The following is a 17,816-nucleotide window of genomic DNA, read 5'->3' as shown; positions in this document are numbered from 1 at the left end:
CAATGCGCCAAGGAGACGATTTACCCGTTTACCTCGGCCTTTCAATGGGTGACAGAATTACTGTCGCAACGGTGACAAATTTAATGCGGTCTACGGCTGCACAGGACGAGGTCGTGTCAGTACAGGCCGAGCTTGCACGGACCGAAACCGCGCTCGAGCAGCGCACCGCTGCCTTGCTGGCGGCGCAGGTGCGCATCCAGGAAGTGGAACAGGCGCAGGCAGCAGGCGAGGCAACGCGCCGGGCACTTGAGGCGGAAATCGCACGGCAGCAGGATGAGATTGGTGCACGGGATCGGGCGCTGGTGCAGGCGAGGGCGGATTTTTCGGGTGAGCTTGAAAAGCTGCGCGCCAGTGCTGATCTGGAGCAAGAGCGACTACAGGCGGCAGAGAAGCGGGCGCTGCTCGAGATCGAGCGTGAGCGGAGCGCCAGCGCACGACTCCAGAAGGACCTCGATTCCGTGGCGCGCAGGGCGGAACTGGGCGAGACCCGGCATCGGGAGGAAATCCAGTCGCTGCAGGTTCAGCTTGGCGACGCACGTCATCAAGCAGGTGTCATGGAGGGGAGCCTGGAAGCCCTTCGCGATTCGAACACCTCATACATCACAGAACTCAGCGCATTGAGGCTGCAACTGGCGACAGCCATGGCGAACCAGTCGGAGACGCAGAAGCGCCCGCAATCGACTGTCGAGACCCGCAAGCCTCGCCGCGTCGCACATAAAGTCGCGGCGAAGAAGCGATCGGCATCCTGATTTCAGTGTCGGCCCTGTAACGTCGCTGGAACGGGGCCATCGGGGCACGTCCACCACGCCGCCGATTTTTCCGAGGAAGTGAGGCGCGACGGGCGATATCCTGGAAAGGAGCGCCCAACGTTTTTTCTCTCGTAACATGCTCATTTTTCGAGCGCATTCCGGCCATTGCCGACATTGGTGAGAGCTGGGTTCTACGTCAGCAATGGGGCGGATTGCTGACAGTGGCGGCATCGAGCAGTCGGACGGCAGCTTCCTGCATCAGCGAACTCACACTCCCGACCCTCTACGGCCAGTCGCGCTGACGCGTGCTTACCGACTGAAAACCGCGTGGTCCGGACGTTCAAGCCGAATTTTCGGGGACAACTGTTCGGCCATAGCAGCCCGCCGGTGCGACCATCGACCAATGGCGGCTATAGCCAGCTTTGCCGCCGTCAGATCCAGGAACGGTTTGCACGGCAGTTTTGCTGCCGTTGGAAGGAGAGCAGGCGACTCTGAGCAGCGAGTCGCCGTTACCGATTGCGTGCGCCCGCTGTGGGTTTGCGGATTCAATCCGTCCATGCCACATTCGTGTTTGTCGACGCCTCGACCGTCCTATCGTCCGGGCAGGCGTGGTCTCGTGCGTTCGTGGCAATTCTTGTGGAGCTTCAGTCCCCGGCTGAGCGTACCGTCACGTCACCGACGACCACTCCTCTCAGCCCCTCCCGTAACGCCGTGACATTTTCTACGCCGTTCAGTTGCTCGAACTCCCGCTGCGCTTCCCGCCAGAGCGGCGCCGCTCTTTCGTGCAGGCGCCGTCCTTCTTCGGTAAGCTCAACAAGGCGGCTTCGGCCGTCTGTGGGCGACGGCCTGATCGTGACGAAGCCGTCGCGTTCAAGGAAGCCGACCATCTTTCCCATCGCCGTCCGTTCGATATCGAGCCGTTCGGCAAGAGCGTTGACCGCGGCACTTCCCACCTCGTCCAGTGCAGCCATGGTGAGAAATTGCGTGATGCGCAGGCCCGCCGGCTCGAGATGACTATCGTAGAGGCGGGAAATCTGCCTGCTTGCCTTCCTCACTGCGAAGCAGTTGCATTGATCGATTCCAAGCGGCTGGTCGAACGGCAACATCTGGTTCCACTCCTTATTCCTTTGATTGCCAGAACGCTACGCGCACGCGCGAAGGTGCGGCAGTCTCTTTCGACAAAAAGCTGACGCCGAAAGCGCTGGTTTCAGTGTGATCTGCGCGCCTCGTCTCTAGCTCCTGAATCCAACTCTTGTGATCTGCAGCGTTCAAAGCCCTGCCGGCGGAGTGATGTAGCCGGGTACCTCAGCCGCAAGCGTGCTCTTCAGTATCGCTGTTCCCTTATCGGCCATAATCTCGCTCTTGCCGGCGGTGAGTGCGTCATAGGTCTGTCGCACCACGTCCTCCGGGCTGGCTTTGGGTACGTCAATGCCGTTGGTCAGGTCGGTGTCCACGAACCCAACGTGCAGGCCGAGAACCTGAACTCCGCGCGCTTGCAGGTGAAAGCGAAGTTGATTCGTATAACTCCACGCTGCTGCCTTTGATGCAGCATACGGTGCCAGATAGGGCCGCGGAAGCCAAACGATGTCGGAAAGCACGTTAATGATCGCCGCATCCGGCTTGGCCGCTAATATCGGCTCGAAGGCCTTTGTGACGCGCACTACGCCGTAGTAGTTCGTATCGAACATGCGAGCCGATTGCGCTTCGACGTCATGCGCCAGAGGCCCGTCGATCAGCGCGGCGATGCCCGCGTTGTTAACCAGCAGAGTCGTGTCTGCCGCCTGTTCCGCGGCTGTGGCGATCGACGCCGTATCCGTAACGTCGATCCTGACGGGCACGATGCCCGGCTCTTCAAAGCCGTTCGTGTTACGCATGCCCGCGTATACCTTCGCCGCCCCGCGCCGGCGTGCCTCTCGTGCAAAAGCCAGACCCAGGCCGCGATTGGCGCCGGTGATAAAGACAGTGGCGTTCTTGACATCCATGACATGTTCCTTTTTTAAAACTGCGTGCCTCCGGTGAGGCAACATCCGCCGCGGACTCGCGGGCGGGTGGTTCAAAGAAAAAGGCTTTCCGGAAACTGCTTTGAAAGTGTCTCCCGCAGATGAGCGGCGAGAGTCAGCACGGCGCCAAGTGGACTCATCCGGACGCTCACGCGCGGCACCGATCCGTCGGCGTTGCGGTCGACTACAACGGCCGCGCTCAGGTTCTCGCCGTTCGTCAGAACGGCCTCGTACTCGAGAACGAGCCGCGAACCGTCCGCCTGGACAAACGTGGGCGTCTGCAAGGCGTAGAAGGTTCCGACGGCGTCGACGGCCAGGCGGATTTCGTCACGTCCGATGACGGGGCCGCGCAATACCGAGCTGACCAACTCTGCGTCAGCAGTCAGATCGTCCAGAAACGGATGACGCTCATCTTGAGTGGATGACATGTTCAAACCTCGACTCGTTTAAGGTCGCGCTCACGCGAATACGGCCCGGTTCTGCGCGACGAACTGCTGGACCGAGAGGGGCGGCTTTCCGGTAATTTTCTCGATGACGTCGTTGGTGCCCGAGAAGACGCCGTCGCGGTAGTTCTGAGCGACCTCGACCAGATGCTGCGTGAGGAACGGCGGGAATTTGTAAAGGTTTTCCATCTTGATCTGGAACTCTTCGATGGAAGTCGGCGCGTATTCGATCCGGGCTCCGAGAACCTCGCTCATCGCTTCGGCGATCTCGGTATGGTTCATCTCGACGGGGCCATGGAGTGCGTAGGTCTTGCCCTCGTGGCCTTCGGGGTTAGCCAGGACATTGGCGATAACCCGCCCCTGATCATCAGCGGCGATGGGTGCGTGACGGCCGTTGCCGAAGGGAAATTCAATCTTCTTCGTGGCCCAGATCTCCTTCGCAAAATGCGGATAGGCGAGCCAATCGGCAAAGAAGGTGGGACGGAGATGCGTAGTCGGAACGCCTGACCAATCAAAGACCCGCTCGGAAACCCAGTGATCCTGGGCCGCGTGGCTCTTCGACTCCCGGCGCGCGGAAATCTGCGACATGTTGACGATCGCCGTGACGCCTGCTTCCTTCGCGGCCTGCGCGAAATAGGCAGCAGCTCCGATGATTCCCGGCGCGATCGGATGAAGAAAATAGGCAGATCGGATTCCTTCCATGGCTGCGCGGATGTCATTGATGTCGGTGAAGTCCCCGACAGCGATATCGACTCCGCGCTGCCTCAGGGCGGCTGCACGATCGTCATCTGTGCGCACATATGCCCGCACGCGTTTGCCCATCTTGAGCAATTCGTCGATAGCGATACCTCCGGTCCGTCCAGTTGCACCGCTCACAAGTAATTCGGCCTGGTTCATAGCTTCGCTCCATTCGAAAGTTAGAGCATATGCTCTCTTTTGAACAAGATAGGAGCATATGCTCTAATTGTCAAGGCATTCCTGTCCGCGCTGAACTCGGTGCCGCACATCTGGAACGTCGTGCTTTATTGGGCCGGCGGCATTGGCAGCGATGGATCGATGGCTGTCCGGATAGCCTGATCGTGCGCAACGCCGAATTCGCCAACAATGACTGCGATCCGGGCATGCGCATGATGTCGTCGAGCAAGACGTTTATCTTCGGCGGCGTCGACCCGCGCGTCGATCTGATGGACATTTTCGGGCTGAAGCCGGGCGAGGCCGCGATCTTCCGCAACATGAGCGGTCGCGTGAATCCTGCGCTGCTCGATACAATGACGATCCGGCGCACGATGACCCAGGCTGCCGATGGGAACTCGGCCCGGACTCGAACCTGATCGTGCGGCATCATGCCGACCGCGGCATCAAGTACTGTTACTGTCATGCCCCGAAGTTGCTGGCAAAGCACGTGAGCGTGCGCCGGAAGAGCTCGACGCGTAGGCGAGCACCGGTCCTTACAAGGCCGTTGCAAGAATTTACTGCTCGAACGCTCGACGATGGGTTCTCACAAAGTCGCCGACGGTTTGTGGGGCTCGCCTGGTGATCTCGCCGATAACGCCATCTACGCCGGAGAAAATTCCGTTCTGGTAGTCGACGGCGATCGCGAGGAAGTGCTGGATTAAAAATTCCGGCAGATCGTATTTCTCCAGATGCTCGCGGTATTGCTCGATGGTTGACGGACGATAGGCTATCTTGCGACCCAGAACCTTGCCGACTTCATCGGCAATCTCTTGCTGGCCCAGTTCGACCGGTCCGAACAGCGGATAGGTCTTTCCGATATGGCTGGACGGTTGTGCGAGGACGGAGGCGATCAGGCGAGCCTGATCCTCGGCTGCGATCGGCGCGTGGCGCCCCGTACCGTAGGGCAGCGTGATCTTGCCTTCTTGCACGATCGGATCGCGCACCCATGGAAAAATCAGCCATTCGGAGAAGAACGTCGGGCGAATGTGGACGGTCGGTACGCCCGACCAGTCGAGCACACGTTCCGCGATCCAATGATCGCGCGCGGCGCGACTCTTCGAATCTTCCCGGGCGGAAATTTGCGACATTTCCACAACGACTTCAACGCCTGCGCGCTGCGCAGCGTCCGCGAAATACGCGGTGACCTGGATATAACCAGGGTGGACGGGATAGCACAGGTACGCGCCCGTTACGCCGTCCATCGCGCGTATCACGTCGTCATGCTCGAGAAGATTGCCCACGACGACTTCTGCGCCCTCGCTCCGGAGCAATGCACTGCGCTCGTCTTCCTGACGCACGAGGGCGCGAACCATGTGTCCGCTTTTGAGAAGATGGCGAATCGTGTGGACGCCAGTTTTGCCGGTGGCGCCGGTGATCAGGTACTTGTGTTGCGGCATGTTGGACTCTCCAAACTAAAAGGGCATGGACACTCGTCGCGAGTGCGGAAGATTGTCGGCAAGCAGGCAATCACCGAGTTAGCTCGCAGACGACGTGGCGGCCCTGCCGTTCAGATAGGCAAGCAGAGGTTCCAGATGCGGTAGGTCTTCGGCAATGAGGTTCTGGCCGCTTCGGTTTTTGACACTAGGACGGTCGTTGATCCTGGCTCGCCATTCCAGCAACGCGGTGTGATCGGCCGGGACCGTCAGTCCTGCGTAGTCCCCGTGCATCAACGCTGCCCACACTGTTATGTCAGCGACGGAGAACTGGTCGCCCGCGACGTAGGGTTGAGTCCGCAGAACACCGTCGAAGTATTTCATTCCCCCTATCGCCCGTTCCCCGTGTTTGTCGCCCCATTGTTTGCGGAAAACCCAGTCGGCACTTTTGAAGGCCTCATTGGCTTTGCCGAGGCCCGGCGTCGAGTGGTGGAAAAACACGCCTATGCCGTCGATCAGTTGATGGTCAGCGCGCCGTTGCATCATGTGGATCACCGCCTTTTCGCGGGGTGTGCGTCCGGTGAGGATCGGATTTCCGTCGAGGTTGTCGAGATACTCCGCGATCGCAACACATTCACCAATGAACGTGCCGTCGTCGAGTTCAAGAACGGGAACCGTCGATGTCGGATTCTTTTCCCGGAACGGACCTTTTTGATGCTCCGCATCGTAGAGCTGCACGCGAACAAACTCCACCTGCGAGTCCATTCCTTTCTCCGCCAGCACGATGCGAATGCGAGCCGGGTTAGGGAAACCTTCAATGTCATGGATTTTCATTTGAACCACCTTCAATAGTGCGTGTCGGGGGAAAGGTCATTGCGATGCCCGTATTGCGCATCGGTGCAGCTTTGGCTTGGCAATCTGGCCGGGAGCGAGCCGGCTGTTACCCGGGTTGGTTCAGGAACACGGTCACGTCTTTCAAAAACAGATCGGGGTATTGATAGAGTGATCCGTGATTCGAGTCTGGGTAAATGATCAACTGGGCATCCGGCAGGTTCTGCTGCAGTGTGTAGGAGTTAATCGTGTAATGGACGATGTCGTTGCTGCCGGAGACCACGAGGACGGGTTGTTTGATCGCGTGGAGATAAGCGGTGGAGTCCGCGCTTGGGACGCCCCACGCTGCAAACGCGGCAACCTGGGCGGGCGCCACCCTGGCGCCGATGGCATCATCACGATCTGCCTTTCGTGCGTGGATTCGCGTCAGAAACGCGCGTCCGGCAGCCTGCGATCTATCCGACTTCGTGAAGAAGACGTCGAGCAATAGGTCCTGCTGCGGTGTGCGCTTCTTCGCTAGAACGCCCTGGAACTCCGGTGTCAGTGTAGCCATGCCCGCGCCGCCTCGCGGGCCGCTCCCCACCAGCACCACTCGACGAACCAGATCGGGCTGTTCGACAGCCACTTCCTGCGCGATGAGGCTTCCCATCGAGAAACCGAGCAGATCGGCCCTTGTGACGCCAAGTGCGCGAATGAAGGCGATACCCTGCCTTGCCATCGCTTCGATCGTGGCGGGTACTTCGCCACCCGAGCTGCCGACGCCGGCGTTATCGAACAGAATCACGTCACGGTCATGTGCGAAGCCATCGACGACTTTCGGGTCCCAACCATCCAGGTTGCCCACAAAGTGCTGGAAGAACACCAGCGGAATACCGCCGCGTTTTCCCAATCGACGATAGGCGATTCGCGTGCCGTCGACATTGATGAACTGGGTGGGTACCGTCTGGAAGGTGGTCGAAATACCGTTCGCCGGCGCGGTCCTGGTGCTTGCCGCATTCGCGGGCATCAGGTAGAAAGCCGCCGCGAGAGCGGACACGATAAAACTCAAGCGAAGGCCGGAGGTCTTGCTGAAATGCTTCATTGGTTTTCCTGTCATGGTGGGATATCAATGCAACGATCGGAATCAGCGGACGAAATGTCCTGGGTACGCACGGGGGCGCGGGGTCAGGCGGACTGTTAAATACGACTCCCGCGAACGCAATTGACCCGAGCATCACGATCAGCCGCATTGCGCTTCTCCAGCCGAAGTGTTCCGCGAGAACGAGACCGCCCGGAACGCCGGCAGCCGTACCCAGCGCGAGTCCGCCGACGCCCGCGTCGTGACGGGGAAACCATGCTCGCAGCGGCGCTGAACGCAATCGGACTATAGAGTCCTGCGCCCAGGCCGGCGGCCGCGCGTGACACTAGCAGTGTGGAAAAACCGGAAGCCGTCGCGCTCAGCACGTTCGCCAATATGAACAGGACGAGCGCCACGCCGAGCACCCGGCGGACGGGCTTGCCGGCGGTCAGCGCACCGAAAAGCGGCGCTGTAATGGCGTAGCAGGCGGTGAAAATCGTGACCGTCTGCCCTGCAACCGAGGCTGGAACATTGAAGCTCGAACCTATGCCGGGCAGCAGGCCTGCCATGATGTAGGCATCAATCCCAAGTGCAAATGTGCCGAGACAAAGTGGAAGGATGTTGAACAATCGGGCTCCAAAAAAAAACGCTGACTGCCGAGTCGAAGAAACGCCCGACGAGAGTAATTTCGGTTTTTCGCGAAGATGTCGGCTTCGTGCAAAATGTATCAGCGGGACCAGCGGCCGGGAATCCGGCAAGATTTCACCTTGCTTGTGAGAATTTGCACCGATGTTCGACTGGAACGATATGAGGCACTTCCTAGCTTTAGCGGAGGCCGGGACGCTGTCCGGCGCGGCACGGACGATGAAAGTGGACCACGCCACCGTCGCGCGGCATATCGCGGCGCTCGAGCATGCGTTGGGCGAAAGACTGGTAGACCGGCTTGCGAGACGGTGGCAGTTGACGGAGGCGGGTGGCGAAGTGGCTAGCGCGGCCGAAGGTATGCTGGCGCAGGCCCATGCGCTGGAAAGGGGAGTGCGGGCGCGAAAAACGACAGCACGTGCGAAGGTGACGGTGAGTGCGCCGCCTTCCCTCGCGAGCGCCTTCCTCGCGTTGCGCATTGCAGAGCTGGGGTTGCGGCATCCCGAACTTGATCTGGTTCTGCTGGGCAACCAGTCCTTCATTTCGCTTGGTCGCCAGGAGGCGGACATCGCAGTGCGCCTGTCCAGACCCACCGAAATGACCAATGTCGCGCGTAGAGTCGGCAGGATGGCCTATCGGCTGTACGCGGCACCGGGCTATACCGACCTGCCCAGCGAAGCGTGGCAATTCATTGCTTACGACTCGTCGCTCGATCACGTGCCCGAACAGGAATGGCTTTACCGCTTTGCCGACGGCCGCGGGATTCGGTTCAGGAGCAATGATCTGACGAGCCAGCTTGCCGCGGTGCGCATGGGTTTGGGCATCGCCGTATTGCCGCATTTTTTCGCCGAGGCCGACAAGGGCGTGCTGGCACTGCAAACGGACGAAAGGCTGTCGCGTGACATCTATCTCGTGGCTCACGCCGATATGCGACGGAATGCGGCTATACGCGTAGTGATAGATTTAATCGCCGCAGAGCTCGCCGACGAATTCGTCGGGCACGAGTAGTCAAATGGGTGGCGACTACCCGGGCGTGGGTCCGGCCGGCGGGTAGGTCTCGGTGACGAGCCACCATGCCCTTTCTGCAAGAGAGTTGCCCGACAGGGTGAGTGTAGGCCTGCGCGCAGGTTGCACGGCATAGCCAAACGATCGCCGCGGGTTCGCCCCCCCTCCGCAGTGCTCGCCGCCTCGAGATCCGGCCGGAGCACGTTACGGTCCAAAGTAAGATCGAGTCGTTCGCATTGAGTTCGCCCAACGCTATGTTTTCGAAGGCATGTCCAAAGAAGTGCGACGCATATGTGCAGTCAGGCAAAACCGCGCGCCATTGTCGCCTATGCGTGTGATTTCGGTCATTAGACGCCACAACATCAACGTCTGCTGAGGGTCGCAAGTACTCCTCCGGCTGCAGCGAGAGCTGACATTCGCGGTCGCGGCGGTACGAATGGCAAAAGAGCAACCCTAAGCTGCCTTACCAACCGCGACATCTGAACGTCAGCTGAGGCCGAATTGTGCGCGTAGTTCGTCCGTCAGGTTCCGGGGTGCTGCAGCCGTTCAAACGGCAAGTTTGCCCGCTCGCTGAACGGCAGGTTTTGGCCGGTTGCACCCGCTGAGATATGACGCAAAAAGCTGCCGCTGCCCAAGGCGAATGTTTTCGACCGGCGGCTGACGGCGAAGGGGCTCAACGCGTACAGTCGGCCATGAAGCGTCATTCGCGTCGGTCGTAAGTCCGACATTTGGGCGGCGGCTTCGCTCCGTTTTCGGTCGCTCGCGTACCGACAACGCACGCTGACGAGACTGCGCGTGCGGGGGGAACGAGGCGCGGCCGGCTGATCGCGTTTCGGACGCACCTGAAAAAAGCCGAAGGCGCAAACCTCCGGCTTTGCATACTGCGCTCGCGCGGCTCATGTCTGGCAGCCGCCCGCTGTAGTCTCGCGTCAGGATAGGTCGAAGCGGTCGAGGTTCATCACCTTGACCCAGGCGGACACGAAGTCGTTGACGAAACGCCCCTTGCCGTCGGCGCTGCCGTACACCTCGGCCAGCGCCCGCAGGATCGAGTTCGAACCGAACACGAGGTCCACGCGGGTGCCCGTCCACTTGAGCTGGCCCGTCTTGCGGTCATAGCCTTCGTAGATATCGCCGGCCTGCTTCCACTCGGTACCCATGTCGAGCAGATTGACGAAGAAGTCGTTGGTGAGCGCGCCCGGTGTTTTCGTGAGGACACCGTGCTTGCTGTCGTCTGCGTTGATGTTGATGGCGCGCAGGCCACCGATCAGCGCGGTCATCTCCGGAGCCGTCAGAGTCAGCAGCTGGGCCTTGTCGATCAGCAATGCATCGGCCGGAACCGGCGACCTGGTCTTCTCAAAGTTGCGGAAGCCATCGGCGACGGGTTCGAGAACAGCCATCGCGACTGCATCGGTCTGCTCGTCGGTGGCGTCGACGCGGCCCGGCGCGAACGGCACCGTGAGCGTGAGACCCGCTGCCTTCGCAGCCATTTCGATGCCGACGCTGCCGGCCAGCACGATCACGTCGGCGAGCGACGCCTTGCCCGAAGCCTTCTGGATTTCTTCCAGCTTCGCCAGCGTGCCGGCGACGGGCTGGTTGACTGCCCAGTCGCTCTGAGGCGCGAGTCGGATGCGCGCGCCGTTGGCCCCGCCGCGCTTGTCCGAACCACGGAAGGTCGAGGCCGAAGCCCACGCAACCGCGACGAGCTCCGAAGCCGACAGGCCCGAAGCCGCGATCTTCGCCTTGAGATCGGCGATGTCGGTCTCGCTCGGATGGTGCGTCGCCGCTGGCAGCGGGTCTTGCCAGATCAAGTCTTCGCGCGGCACTTCCGGGCCGAGGTAGCGTGCCTTCGGGCCCATGTCGCGGTGAGTCAGCTTGAACCAGGCGCGTGCGAACGCTTCGGCAAGCGCCTGCGGATCGTCGAGGAAGCGACGCGAGATCTTCTCGTACGCGGGATCGAAGCGCAGCGACAGGTCGGTTGTGAGCATGGTCGGCTTGCGGTTGGGCGAATCGGGCCTCGGGCCAGGGATGACCGCTTCGGCATTCTTGGCGACCCACTGGATCGCGCCCGCCGGGCTCCTTTCCTGTTCCCATTCGTACTTGAAGAGGTTTTCGAAGAAGGCATTGCTCCATTGCGCGGGCGTTTGTGTCCACGTGACCTCGATGCCGCTGCCGATCGCGTCGCCGCCCGTGCCCGACTTGTAGGTACTAGCCCAGCCGAGGCCCTGCAATTCGACCGGAGCCGCTTCGGGAGCGGGGCCCACGTGGGTCGCCGGTCCCGCGCCGTGGGTCTTGCCGAAAGAGTGACCGCCCGCGATCAGCGCGACGGTCTCTTCGTCGTTCATTGCCATGCGGGCGAAGGTCTCGCGGATGTCGACCGCCGCCGAGACCGGGTCGCCATTGCCGTCCGGGCCTTCCGGATTGACGTAGATCAGGCCCATCTGTACGGCGGCGAGCGGATTATCGAGATCGCGCTTGCCCGAATAACGGCTGCGCTTGTTGTTCGGATCGTTGCTGAGCGCGAGCCAGGTCGTTTCCGCGCCCCAGTACACGTCGTTGTCCGGCTCCCAGGTATCTTCGCGGCCGGCGCCGAAGCCGAAGGTGCGGAAGCCCATCGTTTCGAGCGCGACGTTGCCCGTCAGAACCAGCAGGTCGGCCCACGAAATTTTCTGGCCGTACTTCTGCTTGATCGGCCACAGCAGGCGGCGCGACTTGTCGATGTTGACGTTGTCGGGCCACGAGTTCAGTGGCGCGAAGCGTTGCTGGCCGCGGCCTGCGCCGCCACGGCCGTCGACCGTGCGATAGGTACCGGCGGCATGCCAGGCCATACGGATGAATTGCGGGCCGTAGTGACCGAAGTCGGCCGGCCACCAATCCTGCGAGTCGGTCATGAGCTTGCGCAGGTCGGCTTTGAGGGCCGCATAGTCGAGTTTCTTGAATTCCTCGCGGTAGTTGAATTTCCGACCAAGCGGATCGGATTTCTCGGAATGTTGATTCAGAAGGTCAACGCGTAGCTGGTCGGGCCACCAATCCTGGTTGGTCATGGTGCCAGCGACGACGCGTGTGGCAATGGAGGCATCGCCCGAGAACGGGCATTGAGCTTCGGATGGCATCGTTCTCTCACTAGGTCACGGTTGTTCAAAGGCCGTGCCAGCACCACGACATGCGTGCGGGCACAACCCGCCAGTACAGCATAGTCCATTCTTATGGCGCGCCTATTGAGATGCACAATGGCGGCGATAGCCTCTGACACCGAAGCCGACGGTCGCCCGAAGACTACCGGTTTCTGGCGTCGCCCGGGAAAACAGGTTGCGATTGCACCGCAGACCTGACATGCCTGCCCGGATATTCCCAACGCCCAAGCCCGGCGTCACTGTCTGTAGCACCCCAAATGCGGGCATCGAGGCGTTGAGGAGCCGGACGACGGCTGAGGGTCGTCAAGCGCCTATCGCCGAGCTTTGCCTTTAGCGGGCCGCACATGGCCTATGACGCAACCGCTATGACGGGGATGCTGAAGGATGGCGGCACGTCAATTTGGGTTGTGAACAGAATGATGGAATGACGCACAAAAACCGGAGGGCGGAACGCCTCCCGCGAGGACGTTACGGAATCGACTCAGCGAACCGTGTGCAACCCTTCCGGCCTGCTAGACTGGAAGTTCCCCTGCAAGCCATGGAGGGAGACATGACGACCGTCTACGTCGTGAAGACAGGCGAGAAGTTCCTCTGCACCGCAGAGGACGGCGATATCGGCATGGCACCGGAGATTAAGGAAGCCACGTCCTTTCTCTCGTATGAGGAAGCGAACAAAGTCGCGAACGAGCACGCCGACCCCGGATACGAAATCGTGGCCGTCAACATCACGAGACGCTGATGAGGAGTCCGCTCCCAGGCGCTCAGTGAAAGAGGGCTAGCAATTCAGGAGGCGCCATGCGATATGGTGCCCCGGCCCGCTGCGTCCAAAATCACCTGAGAATAGGCCGCACTGTGCATCGAGATTCGCACGACGCGGTTGATGTGCACATTGAACGTTAGCATGGGCCGCAAACCCCTCTTCCGCGAACGCTCGAGAATTCGGAGTGTCGCCGCGCACCATGACGCCGGCAAACGGATTGATGATCACGTAGTGCTGGCCCGTCCAGCGCGCGGACGGCGCCGGCCGTCGCAGCAACGCCCGGTACGCAATCGCATCGTCGGTTGTGAGCGAGAGAGCGGAACGATTGTAGAACCTGCGTCGCGAGTGCGAAGCAGTGATTGCACGCGGCAGGCGCTTCTGTACAGCCCCGAACGCTAGACGCCGAAGTGCCAGAAAACTATCTTGAAGTCGTCCTGGGCGGCTTACCGCACCGGGAACATTGGTTTTTTCCAGAAGGATGAACTGCATCAAACTGTTTCTGTGCGGGGACGTGATGTTGGGACGCGGTATCGATCAGATACTGCCGCATCCGAACCTGCCCCATCTCTTCGAACCCTATATGCGTTCGGCGAGAGGGTATGTGCGCCTCGCTGAAGCGAAAATAGCGGGCCCGTTACCGGAGTGTGTCCCGTTCAGCTACGTGTGGGGCGATGCGCTGCTCGAACTGGAGCGCATGAGTCCTGCCGCGCGCATCGTCAATCTCGAGACGGCCGTTACATCCAGCGAGGACGCATGGCCCGGAAAGGGCATCCACTACCGCATGCATCCCGGCAACGCGCCCGTCTTGAGCGCCGCGAAAATCGACTGCTGCGCGCTCGCGAATAATCATGTGCTCGACTGGGGCTATCGCGGATTGAAGGAAACTCTGAATGCCTTGCGTTCAGCCGGCATTCATACGGCCGGCGCGGGGCAGGACGACGTCGAGGCGGCCGCGCCTGCCTTGATCGAACTGGCCGGCGGCGGCAGAGTAATGATCTTCGCCTTTGCCACGGAATGCAGCGGCGTGGGCGCGGACTGGGCCGCCGAACGGGGCCGTCCCGGCGTGAACCGGCTCCCTGATCTTTCGGCTGACACCGTATGCACGATCGCGGCGCAGGTGCGAGCGGTCAGGCAGGCAGCCGACATTGTCATCGTCTCGATCCATTGGGGCGAGAACTTCGATTTCGACATACCTGCTTCGCAGCGATACTTCGCGCATGAACTCATCGATTCGGCGGGCGTGCATCTCGTACACGGCCATTCGTCGCATCACGTGAAGGGCATCGAGCTGTATCGAGGCAAACTCGTCCTGTACGGCGCCGGGGACTTCATCAACGACTATGAAGGTATCGGCGGTCAGGAAGCGTTTCGCAGCGACCTTGCGCTGATGTATTTTCCCACGCTCGACCTTGAAACGGGCAAGCTGGCCGAACTGTCGATGACGCCGACGCAGACGTGCCACTTCCAGATCAACCGGGCGCCTGAAGAAGGCATTCGATGGTTACACGAAACGCTGAATCGGGAGAGTCAGCCATTGGGCGCCACTGTGGAGCGCCGCGCTAACGACACGCTCGTGCTGCGTGCGGGCGCTTAGGCGCCGAGATAACGCTCGAACCACTGCACCGCGTACCGCGCAACGGCTTCCAGTGTGCCGGGCTCTTCGAACAGGTGGGTCGCGCCGGGGACGATCACAAGATCCTTCGGACATTCGAGCAGAGCGAATGCCTCCCAGTTGACTTCGATGACATTGGTGTCGAGCCCGCCTACCACGAGCAACGTGGGTGCCTGCGCCGCGGCGAGGACATCGCGTCCGGCGAGATCGGGCCTGCCGCCTCGCGAAACGATCGCCTCAATCGGGACCGACGACACGTGCGCCGCGCGGATCGCCGCAGCCGCGCCCGTGCTCGCGCCGAAGTAGCCGAAAGAGAGGCGTGTCGTCTGCTTCGCCGCGATCCAGGCCGTTGCTTGCGCGAGACGCACCGCCAGCAGCTTGATGTCGAAGCGGGCAGCGGGACCGGCGTCTTCCTGCTCGAAGAGCAAGTCCATCAGCAGCGTTCCGATCCTGGCCCGATTGAGTTCGGTGGCCACGTACTGGTTACGGGGGCTGAATCGTGAACTGCCGCTGCCGTGCGCGAACAGAACCAGTGATTGAGCGTCCTGTGGCAGCGCGAGTGTGCCCATCAGGAAGGCGTCCTCTACCGGAATGGTGACTTCCTGCATTTGGAGTCGGGGTTCCATGACATCTCAAGCCGGGTACGACATTTTCCGACCCGATACGCGACGCGCTCGCCGTCGGCGGGCGCGCTGATGCTGAGCAAGACACTAGATTGCCCGGCACGCCTCCGCGCATCTCCGGCACGCATCGCTGCATGTTCCGCAGTGCTCGGGTGCGTGCCGCGCACATTCATCGGCGCACTCGTCACAGATCCGTGCGCAGAGTTCGCAAAACTCGGGTGCGAAATGGCTTTGTCTAGCCAAGGCCGCAGATGTGAGGCGGCATAGCGAAGCGCAATCGGCGTTGAGGCGAATACACTTGGCCATGTTAACCCGGCCCGGTTCATCGAGGCAGGCGGATGCGCAACGATCGCAGGCAGCGGCACAAGCATCGCAGGCTTCAATAGACGGCTGATAGATTTCGGGGTTCATCGACGAAGCTCCAGACTTGAATAGAGTTGTTCGGCGTCCGCCGAGTGCTCTCCTCGAAGGCAGGGCGCAACGTGTTGCGACAACTTCAGGGCCGACCAGCGCGGCTCTCATAGCAGCGTAGTCGCTCGTGTCGGTGCCGTAAAGCGAAGCTACGAGCCGGATTCCTCGCGAATAGCTTCGTTAAACGTTTCGAGTTTGATTCGCTGTACCGGTTCGCCGCGGCTCCGGAAGAGATTCTTCGAGACAAGGTGAAAACTGAGGCACTAATCTCGCAGGTCGACGCTTTCCGCGATGGCCGCTCGGTGATTGACATCCGTCTCAACCGAAGCGTCCCAGTGCGGCCAACCTTCCTTGGACCAACGGCGATAGCAAATGAGTGCAACGACCGCAACGGTTGCCGCCTGCTCCAGTGGAGCGGTGGCCGTTCTATCCTTGAAAGCTGCCGCTCAGTCTGCGCCTGCTCGAGGGGCGGCTCAGGGTCGGGAGTGTGAGTTCGCTGATGCAGGAAGCTGCCGTCCGACTGCTCGATGCCGCCACTGTCAGCAATCCGCCCCATTGCTGACGTAGAACCCAGCTCTCCCCAATGTCGGCAATGGCCGATGACCTGTCCTCGATCGACGGTACGGAATGACCGTTCCGCTCCGATAGCCGACTTGGCGATTCGCCCCCAGGTAGTCAGAGGGAAGGGGGCGTATCGAGGATGCAACTAGGGATAATTCTTGTAGTGTCGACGCTGGGGATGCGATTCTAAAAAATAGGCATTCATTAATTCGGCATCCGAAATTTTACATAAGCAAAGTTGTCAACGAGAAGCGTGTGTAAGGAAGCGGGGCTCCGCTCACGCCCCGGCGAGCAGAGAAACCGGAGGGTGGTCTGAGGCCGAGGCTACGGAGCAAAGCGTCCAGATTTACGTGGAAGATAGGATCACGTTTTCTTACGTCACCCAGCGGTTGCGCAAGGACGGAAATCGGCTGCAGAATTACTAGAGTTGGCAGGACTATCTCACAACCGGAGATAGCCACGCCCATGCCACCAGAGACGCGTCCATGCCCCGACTCTCCGCTCGCGCCGACGTGATCAAATCGCTCGGTCATGAACCCCGACGAATCGGCACACACCATTTCGCGTTCCTGCGTGCATATCTCTCCGGACTCGGTCTGATCGAGCCGGCAAACCCATACCTGAACATCGGGCGGGACGGGCGGAAGGCCTTTACGGCCCAAAGATGGCTTCTCGCAGCACTCAGGGATGCTGCGATCGCACGAAACGATTTCAGCACGGCCCGGCTTTTGGCAATTCCCCCTGGCGCCCTCAGCCCGCTGTTCCGAGGTACGCAATTATCGGAGCTGGACCCAGCATCGGAATATCTTGGATCCGCAATCGATCGCGTTGGCGGCGCTGAAAGCGCTGAAACAATCTCGCGCCGCGATTCGCGCAATACACGATTAAGGAATAAGCAGTTGATGGCGCTGGCTCACCTTGAAAGCCGGCTTGTCGAATATCCGAGACCGGAGCACCATGTCGCCAGCTGGTTCGATGACGAAACCGCAAATAATCTTATCGGCGTTGGCATCGTTACGCTTGATCAACTGATTGAGACCATCTCTGAGCAGGGACGTCGATGGTACAGACAGGTCCCTCAGATCGGACAACAAACGGCTGGCCGGATAACCGCATGGCTCGATGCGAACGCGTGGACACTCGGCCGACGGCCGGCTCCAATCCGGTCCGATGAGTCCGGGGCGCCACTTCACGACCTGCAAGGCGGACGACTACCGTCAACGTCGATCGCCCCTTTAGAGTACTTTAAACTTCCAGATGACACAGAAGGGACGGAAGGGTGCCGGAGCAGCATGCCCCTGTCGGGCCAATCCTCGCATCGCCGAACCATGAACGTTGAGCTTCCAGGATTCAGGTCGGCTGAATTGCTGTTCACTTGGGCTCTACGCAATTTGCCCTGGAAATTGCTGGATCAATTTCAGGACTCGAACATTGACCCAATTCCTTATAGAAATAGCCGAGAAGGAGTCGTTTTCAAATACCACAACGGATTACGTTGAATATCCGAAACGGATTACGTAACGGCACTTTGGCTACAAGCGGACATTACAACTTAGCCTCTACACACAATGTCGAGGCCATTCTGAAGTGTCGTAGTGGCAGCAAAGTAGAAGTGTCGCGGTTTGTGCCTTTGTTATCTCTTTGACGAGGTTTTGAGTGCAGGG

General features: G+C 60.4%; 17 protein-coding genes. 6 read left to right on the top strand and 11 right to left on the bottom strand.

What is annotated here, in order from left to right; translation table 11 throughout:
• On the top strand, positions 1–749 hold a 749-nt coding region (locus tag P3T21_RS37115; RefSeq protein ID WP_429260837.1), incomplete at its 5' end, for a DNA-binding protein.
• Between the two features lie 644 nt (positions 750–1,393).
• On the opposite strand, the gene P3T21_RS37110 is transcribed toward P3T21_RS37115, so the two are convergent.
• The 4 genes from P3T21_RS37110 to P3T21_RS37095 all read right to left on the bottom strand — a co-directional run bounded on the left by P3T21_RS37110 (position 1,394) and on the right by P3T21_RS37095 (position 4,089).
• Positions 1,394–1,855, bottom strand: a complete 462-nt coding sequence (locus P3T21_RS37110) for a MarR family winged helix-turn-helix transcriptional regulator (RefSeq protein WP_429260836.1) — start codon at positions 1,853–1,855, stop codon at positions 1,394–1,396.
• 162 nt (positions 1,856–2,017) lie between these two features.
• Positions 2,018–2,731: an SDR family oxidoreductase gene (locus P3T21_RS37105; protein WP_429260835.1), complete on the bottom strand. Its 714-nt coding sequence runs from the start codon at positions 2,729–2,731 to the stop codon at positions 2,018–2,020.
• Between the two features lie 71 nt (positions 2,732–2,802).
• On the bottom strand, positions 2,803–3,177 hold the full coding sequence (locus P3T21_RS37100; protein WP_429260834.1) for a hypothetical protein: 375 nt from the start codon (positions 3,175–3,177) through the stop codon (positions 2,803–2,805).
• 30 nt (positions 3,178–3,207) lie between these two features.
• Positions 3,208–4,089: an NmrA family NAD(P)-binding protein gene (locus P3T21_RS37095; protein WP_429260833.1), complete on the bottom strand. Its 882-nt coding sequence runs from the start codon at positions 4,087–4,089 to the stop codon at positions 3,208–3,210.
• A 182-nt stretch (positions 4,090–4,271) separates the two neighbouring features.
• Between P3T21_RS37095 and P3T21_RS37090 the strand changes: the two genes are divergently transcribed.
• Complete coding sequence (locus tag P3T21_RS37090) at positions 4,272–4,523, top strand: hypothetical protein (RefSeq protein ID WP_429260832.1); 252 nt, start codon at positions 4,272–4,274, stop codon at positions 4,521–4,523.
• Between the two features lie 138 nt (positions 4,524–4,661).
• On the opposite strand, the gene P3T21_RS37085 is transcribed toward P3T21_RS37090, so the two are convergent.
• From P3T21_RS37085 to P3T21_RS37070, 4 genes are all read right to left on the bottom strand, one after another.
• A complete protein-coding gene (locus P3T21_RS37085; protein ID WP_429260831.1) occupies positions 4,662–5,543 on the bottom strand; it encodes an NAD(P)H-binding protein in 882 nt (293 codons plus the stop codon).
• A 78-nt stretch (positions 5,544–5,621) separates the two neighbouring features.
• Positions 5,622–6,353 carry a glutathione S-transferase gene (locus P3T21_RS37080; RefSeq protein ID WP_429260830.1) on the bottom strand — a complete coding sequence of 244 codons (732 nt, stop codon included), beginning with the start codon at positions 6,351–6,353 and terminating at the stop codon, positions 5,622–5,624.
• 106 nt (positions 6,354–6,459) lie between these two features.
• Positions 6,460–7,431: an alpha/beta fold hydrolase gene (locus tag P3T21_RS37075; protein ID WP_429260829.1), complete on the bottom strand. Its 972-nt coding sequence runs from the start codon at positions 7,429–7,431 to the stop codon at positions 6,460–6,462.
• A 95-nt stretch (positions 7,432–7,526) separates the two neighbouring features.
• A complete protein-coding gene (locus P3T21_RS37070) occupies positions 7,527–8,036 on the bottom strand; it encodes an MFS transporter (RefSeq protein WP_429260828.1) in 510 nt (169 codons plus the stop codon).
• Positions 8,037–8,196: 160 nt separating this feature from the next.
• On the opposite strand from P3T21_RS37070, the gene P3T21_RS37065 reads away from it, so the two are divergent.
• Positions 8,197–9,057: a LysR family transcriptional regulator gene (locus P3T21_RS37065; RefSeq protein WP_429260827.1), complete on the top strand. Its 861-nt coding sequence runs from the start codon at positions 8,197–8,199 to the stop codon at positions 9,055–9,057.
• Positions 9,058–9,983: 926 nt separating this feature from the next.
• On the opposite strand, the gene katG is transcribed toward P3T21_RS37065, so the two are convergent.
• A complete protein-coding gene (gene katG, locus P3T21_RS37060; RefSeq protein ID WP_429260826.1) occupies positions 9,984–12,164 on the bottom strand; it encodes a catalase/peroxidase HPI in 2,181 nt (726 codons plus the stop codon).
• A gap of 571 nt (positions 12,165–12,735) precedes the next feature.
• Between katG and P3T21_RS37055 the strand changes: the two genes are divergently transcribed.
• Both P3T21_RS37055 and P3T21_RS37050 read left to right on the top strand, forming a co-directional pair.
• Positions 12,736–12,924, top strand: coding sequence for a hypothetical protein (locus P3T21_RS37055; RefSeq protein ID WP_152762527.1), 189 nt, complete (start codon positions 12,736–12,738; stop codon positions 12,922–12,924).
• A gap of 499 nt (positions 12,925–13,423) precedes the next feature.
• Positions 13,424–14,539 carry a CapA family protein gene (locus P3T21_RS37050; protein WP_429260825.1) on the top strand — a complete coding sequence of 372 codons (1,116 nt, stop codon included), beginning with the start codon at positions 13,424–13,426 and terminating at the stop codon, positions 14,537–14,539.
• On the opposite strand, the gene P3T21_RS37045 is transcribed toward P3T21_RS37050, so the two are convergent.
• Positions 14,536–15,183 (bottom strand): dienelactone hydrolase family protein, encoded by a 648-nt coding sequence (locus P3T21_RS37045; RefSeq protein ID WP_429260824.1) that lies wholly within the window; start codon positions 15,181–15,183, stop codon positions 14,536–14,538. The two genes, P3T21_RS37050 and P3T21_RS37045, sit on opposite strands and share 4 nt — an antisense overlap.
• 84 nt (positions 15,184–15,267) lie before the next feature.
• Positions 15,268–15,486: a four-helix bundle copper-binding protein gene (locus P3T21_RS37040; RefSeq protein ID WP_376776535.1), complete on the bottom strand. Its 219-nt coding sequence runs from the start codon at positions 15,484–15,486 to the stop codon at positions 15,268–15,270.
• A gap of 1,151 nt (positions 15,487–16,637) precedes the next feature.
• Here P3T21_RS37040 and P3T21_RS37035 point away from each other — a divergent pair.
• Positions 16,638–17,651: a phage integrase family protein gene (locus tag P3T21_RS37035; protein WP_429260823.1), complete on the top strand. Its 1,014-nt coding sequence runs from the start codon at positions 16,638–16,640 to the stop codon at positions 17,649–17,651.
• Positions 17,652–17,816 lie beyond the last annotated feature (165 nt).

The sequence above is a fragment of the Paraburkholderia sp. GAS334 genome (assembly GCF_050436625.1).
Classification (GTDB): Bacteria; Pseudomonadota; Gammaproteobacteria; order Burkholderiales; family Burkholderiaceae; genus Paraburkholderia.
Note: the sequence above shows the minus strand (reverse complement) of the source record. Positions and strands in the feature narration are given on the sequence as shown.

Excerpts from the sequence above, each read along its gene's own strand:
- P3T21_RS37075 (WP_429260829.1), bottom strand. The coding sequence starts at position 7,431 with ATGAAGCATTTCAGCAAGACCTCCGGCCTTCGCTTGAGTTTTATCGTG.
- P3T21_RS37080 (WP_429260830.1), bottom strand. The coding sequence starts at position 6,353 with ATGAAAATCCATGACATTGAAGGTTTCCCTAACCCGGCTCGCATTCGC.
- katG (WP_429260826.1), bottom strand. The coding sequence starts at position 12,164 with ATGCCATCCGAAGCTCAATGCCCGTTCTCGGGCGATGCCTCCATTGCC.
- P3T21_RS37040 (WP_376776535.1), bottom strand. The coding sequence starts at position 15,486 with ATGGCCAAGTGTATTCGCCTCAACGCCGATTGCGCTTCGCTATGCCGC.
- P3T21_RS37110 (WP_429260836.1), bottom strand. The coding sequence starts at position 1,855 with ATGTTGCCGTTCGACCAGCCGCTTGGAATCGATCAATGCAACTGCTTC.
- P3T21_RS37050 (WP_429260825.1), top strand. The coding sequence starts at position 13,424 with ATGAACTGCATCAAACTGTTTCTGTGCGGGGACGTGATGTTGGGACGC.
- P3T21_RS37065 (WP_429260827.1), top strand. The coding sequence starts at position 8,197 with ATGTTCGACTGGAACGATATGAGGCACTTCCTAGCTTTAGCGGAGGCC.
- P3T21_RS37095 (WP_429260833.1), bottom strand. The coding sequence starts at position 4,089 with ATGAACCAGGCCGAATTACTTGTGAGCGGTGCAACTGGACGGACCGGA.
- P3T21_RS37105 (WP_429260835.1), bottom strand. The coding sequence starts at position 2,731 with ATGGATGTCAAGAACGCCACTGTCTTTATCACCGGCGCCAATCGCGGC.
- P3T21_RS37055 (WP_152762527.1), top strand. The coding sequence starts at position 12,736 with ATGACGACCGTCTACGTCGTGAAGACAGGCGAGAAGTTCCTCTGCACC.
- P3T21_RS37100 (WP_429260834.1), bottom strand. The coding sequence starts at position 3,177 with ATGTCATCCACTCAAGATGAGCGTCATCCGTTTCTGGACGATCTGACT.
- P3T21_RS37035 (WP_429260823.1), top strand. The coding sequence starts at position 16,638 with ATGCCCCGACTCTCCGCTCGCGCCGACGTGATCAAATCGCTCGGTCAT.
- P3T21_RS37045 (WP_429260824.1), bottom strand. The coding sequence starts at position 15,183 with ATGGAACCCCGACTCCAAATGCAGGAAGTCACCATTCCGGTAGAGGAC.
- P3T21_RS37085 (WP_429260831.1), bottom strand. The coding sequence starts at position 5,543 with ATGCCGCAACACAAGTACCTGATCACCGGCGCCACCGGCAAAACTGGC.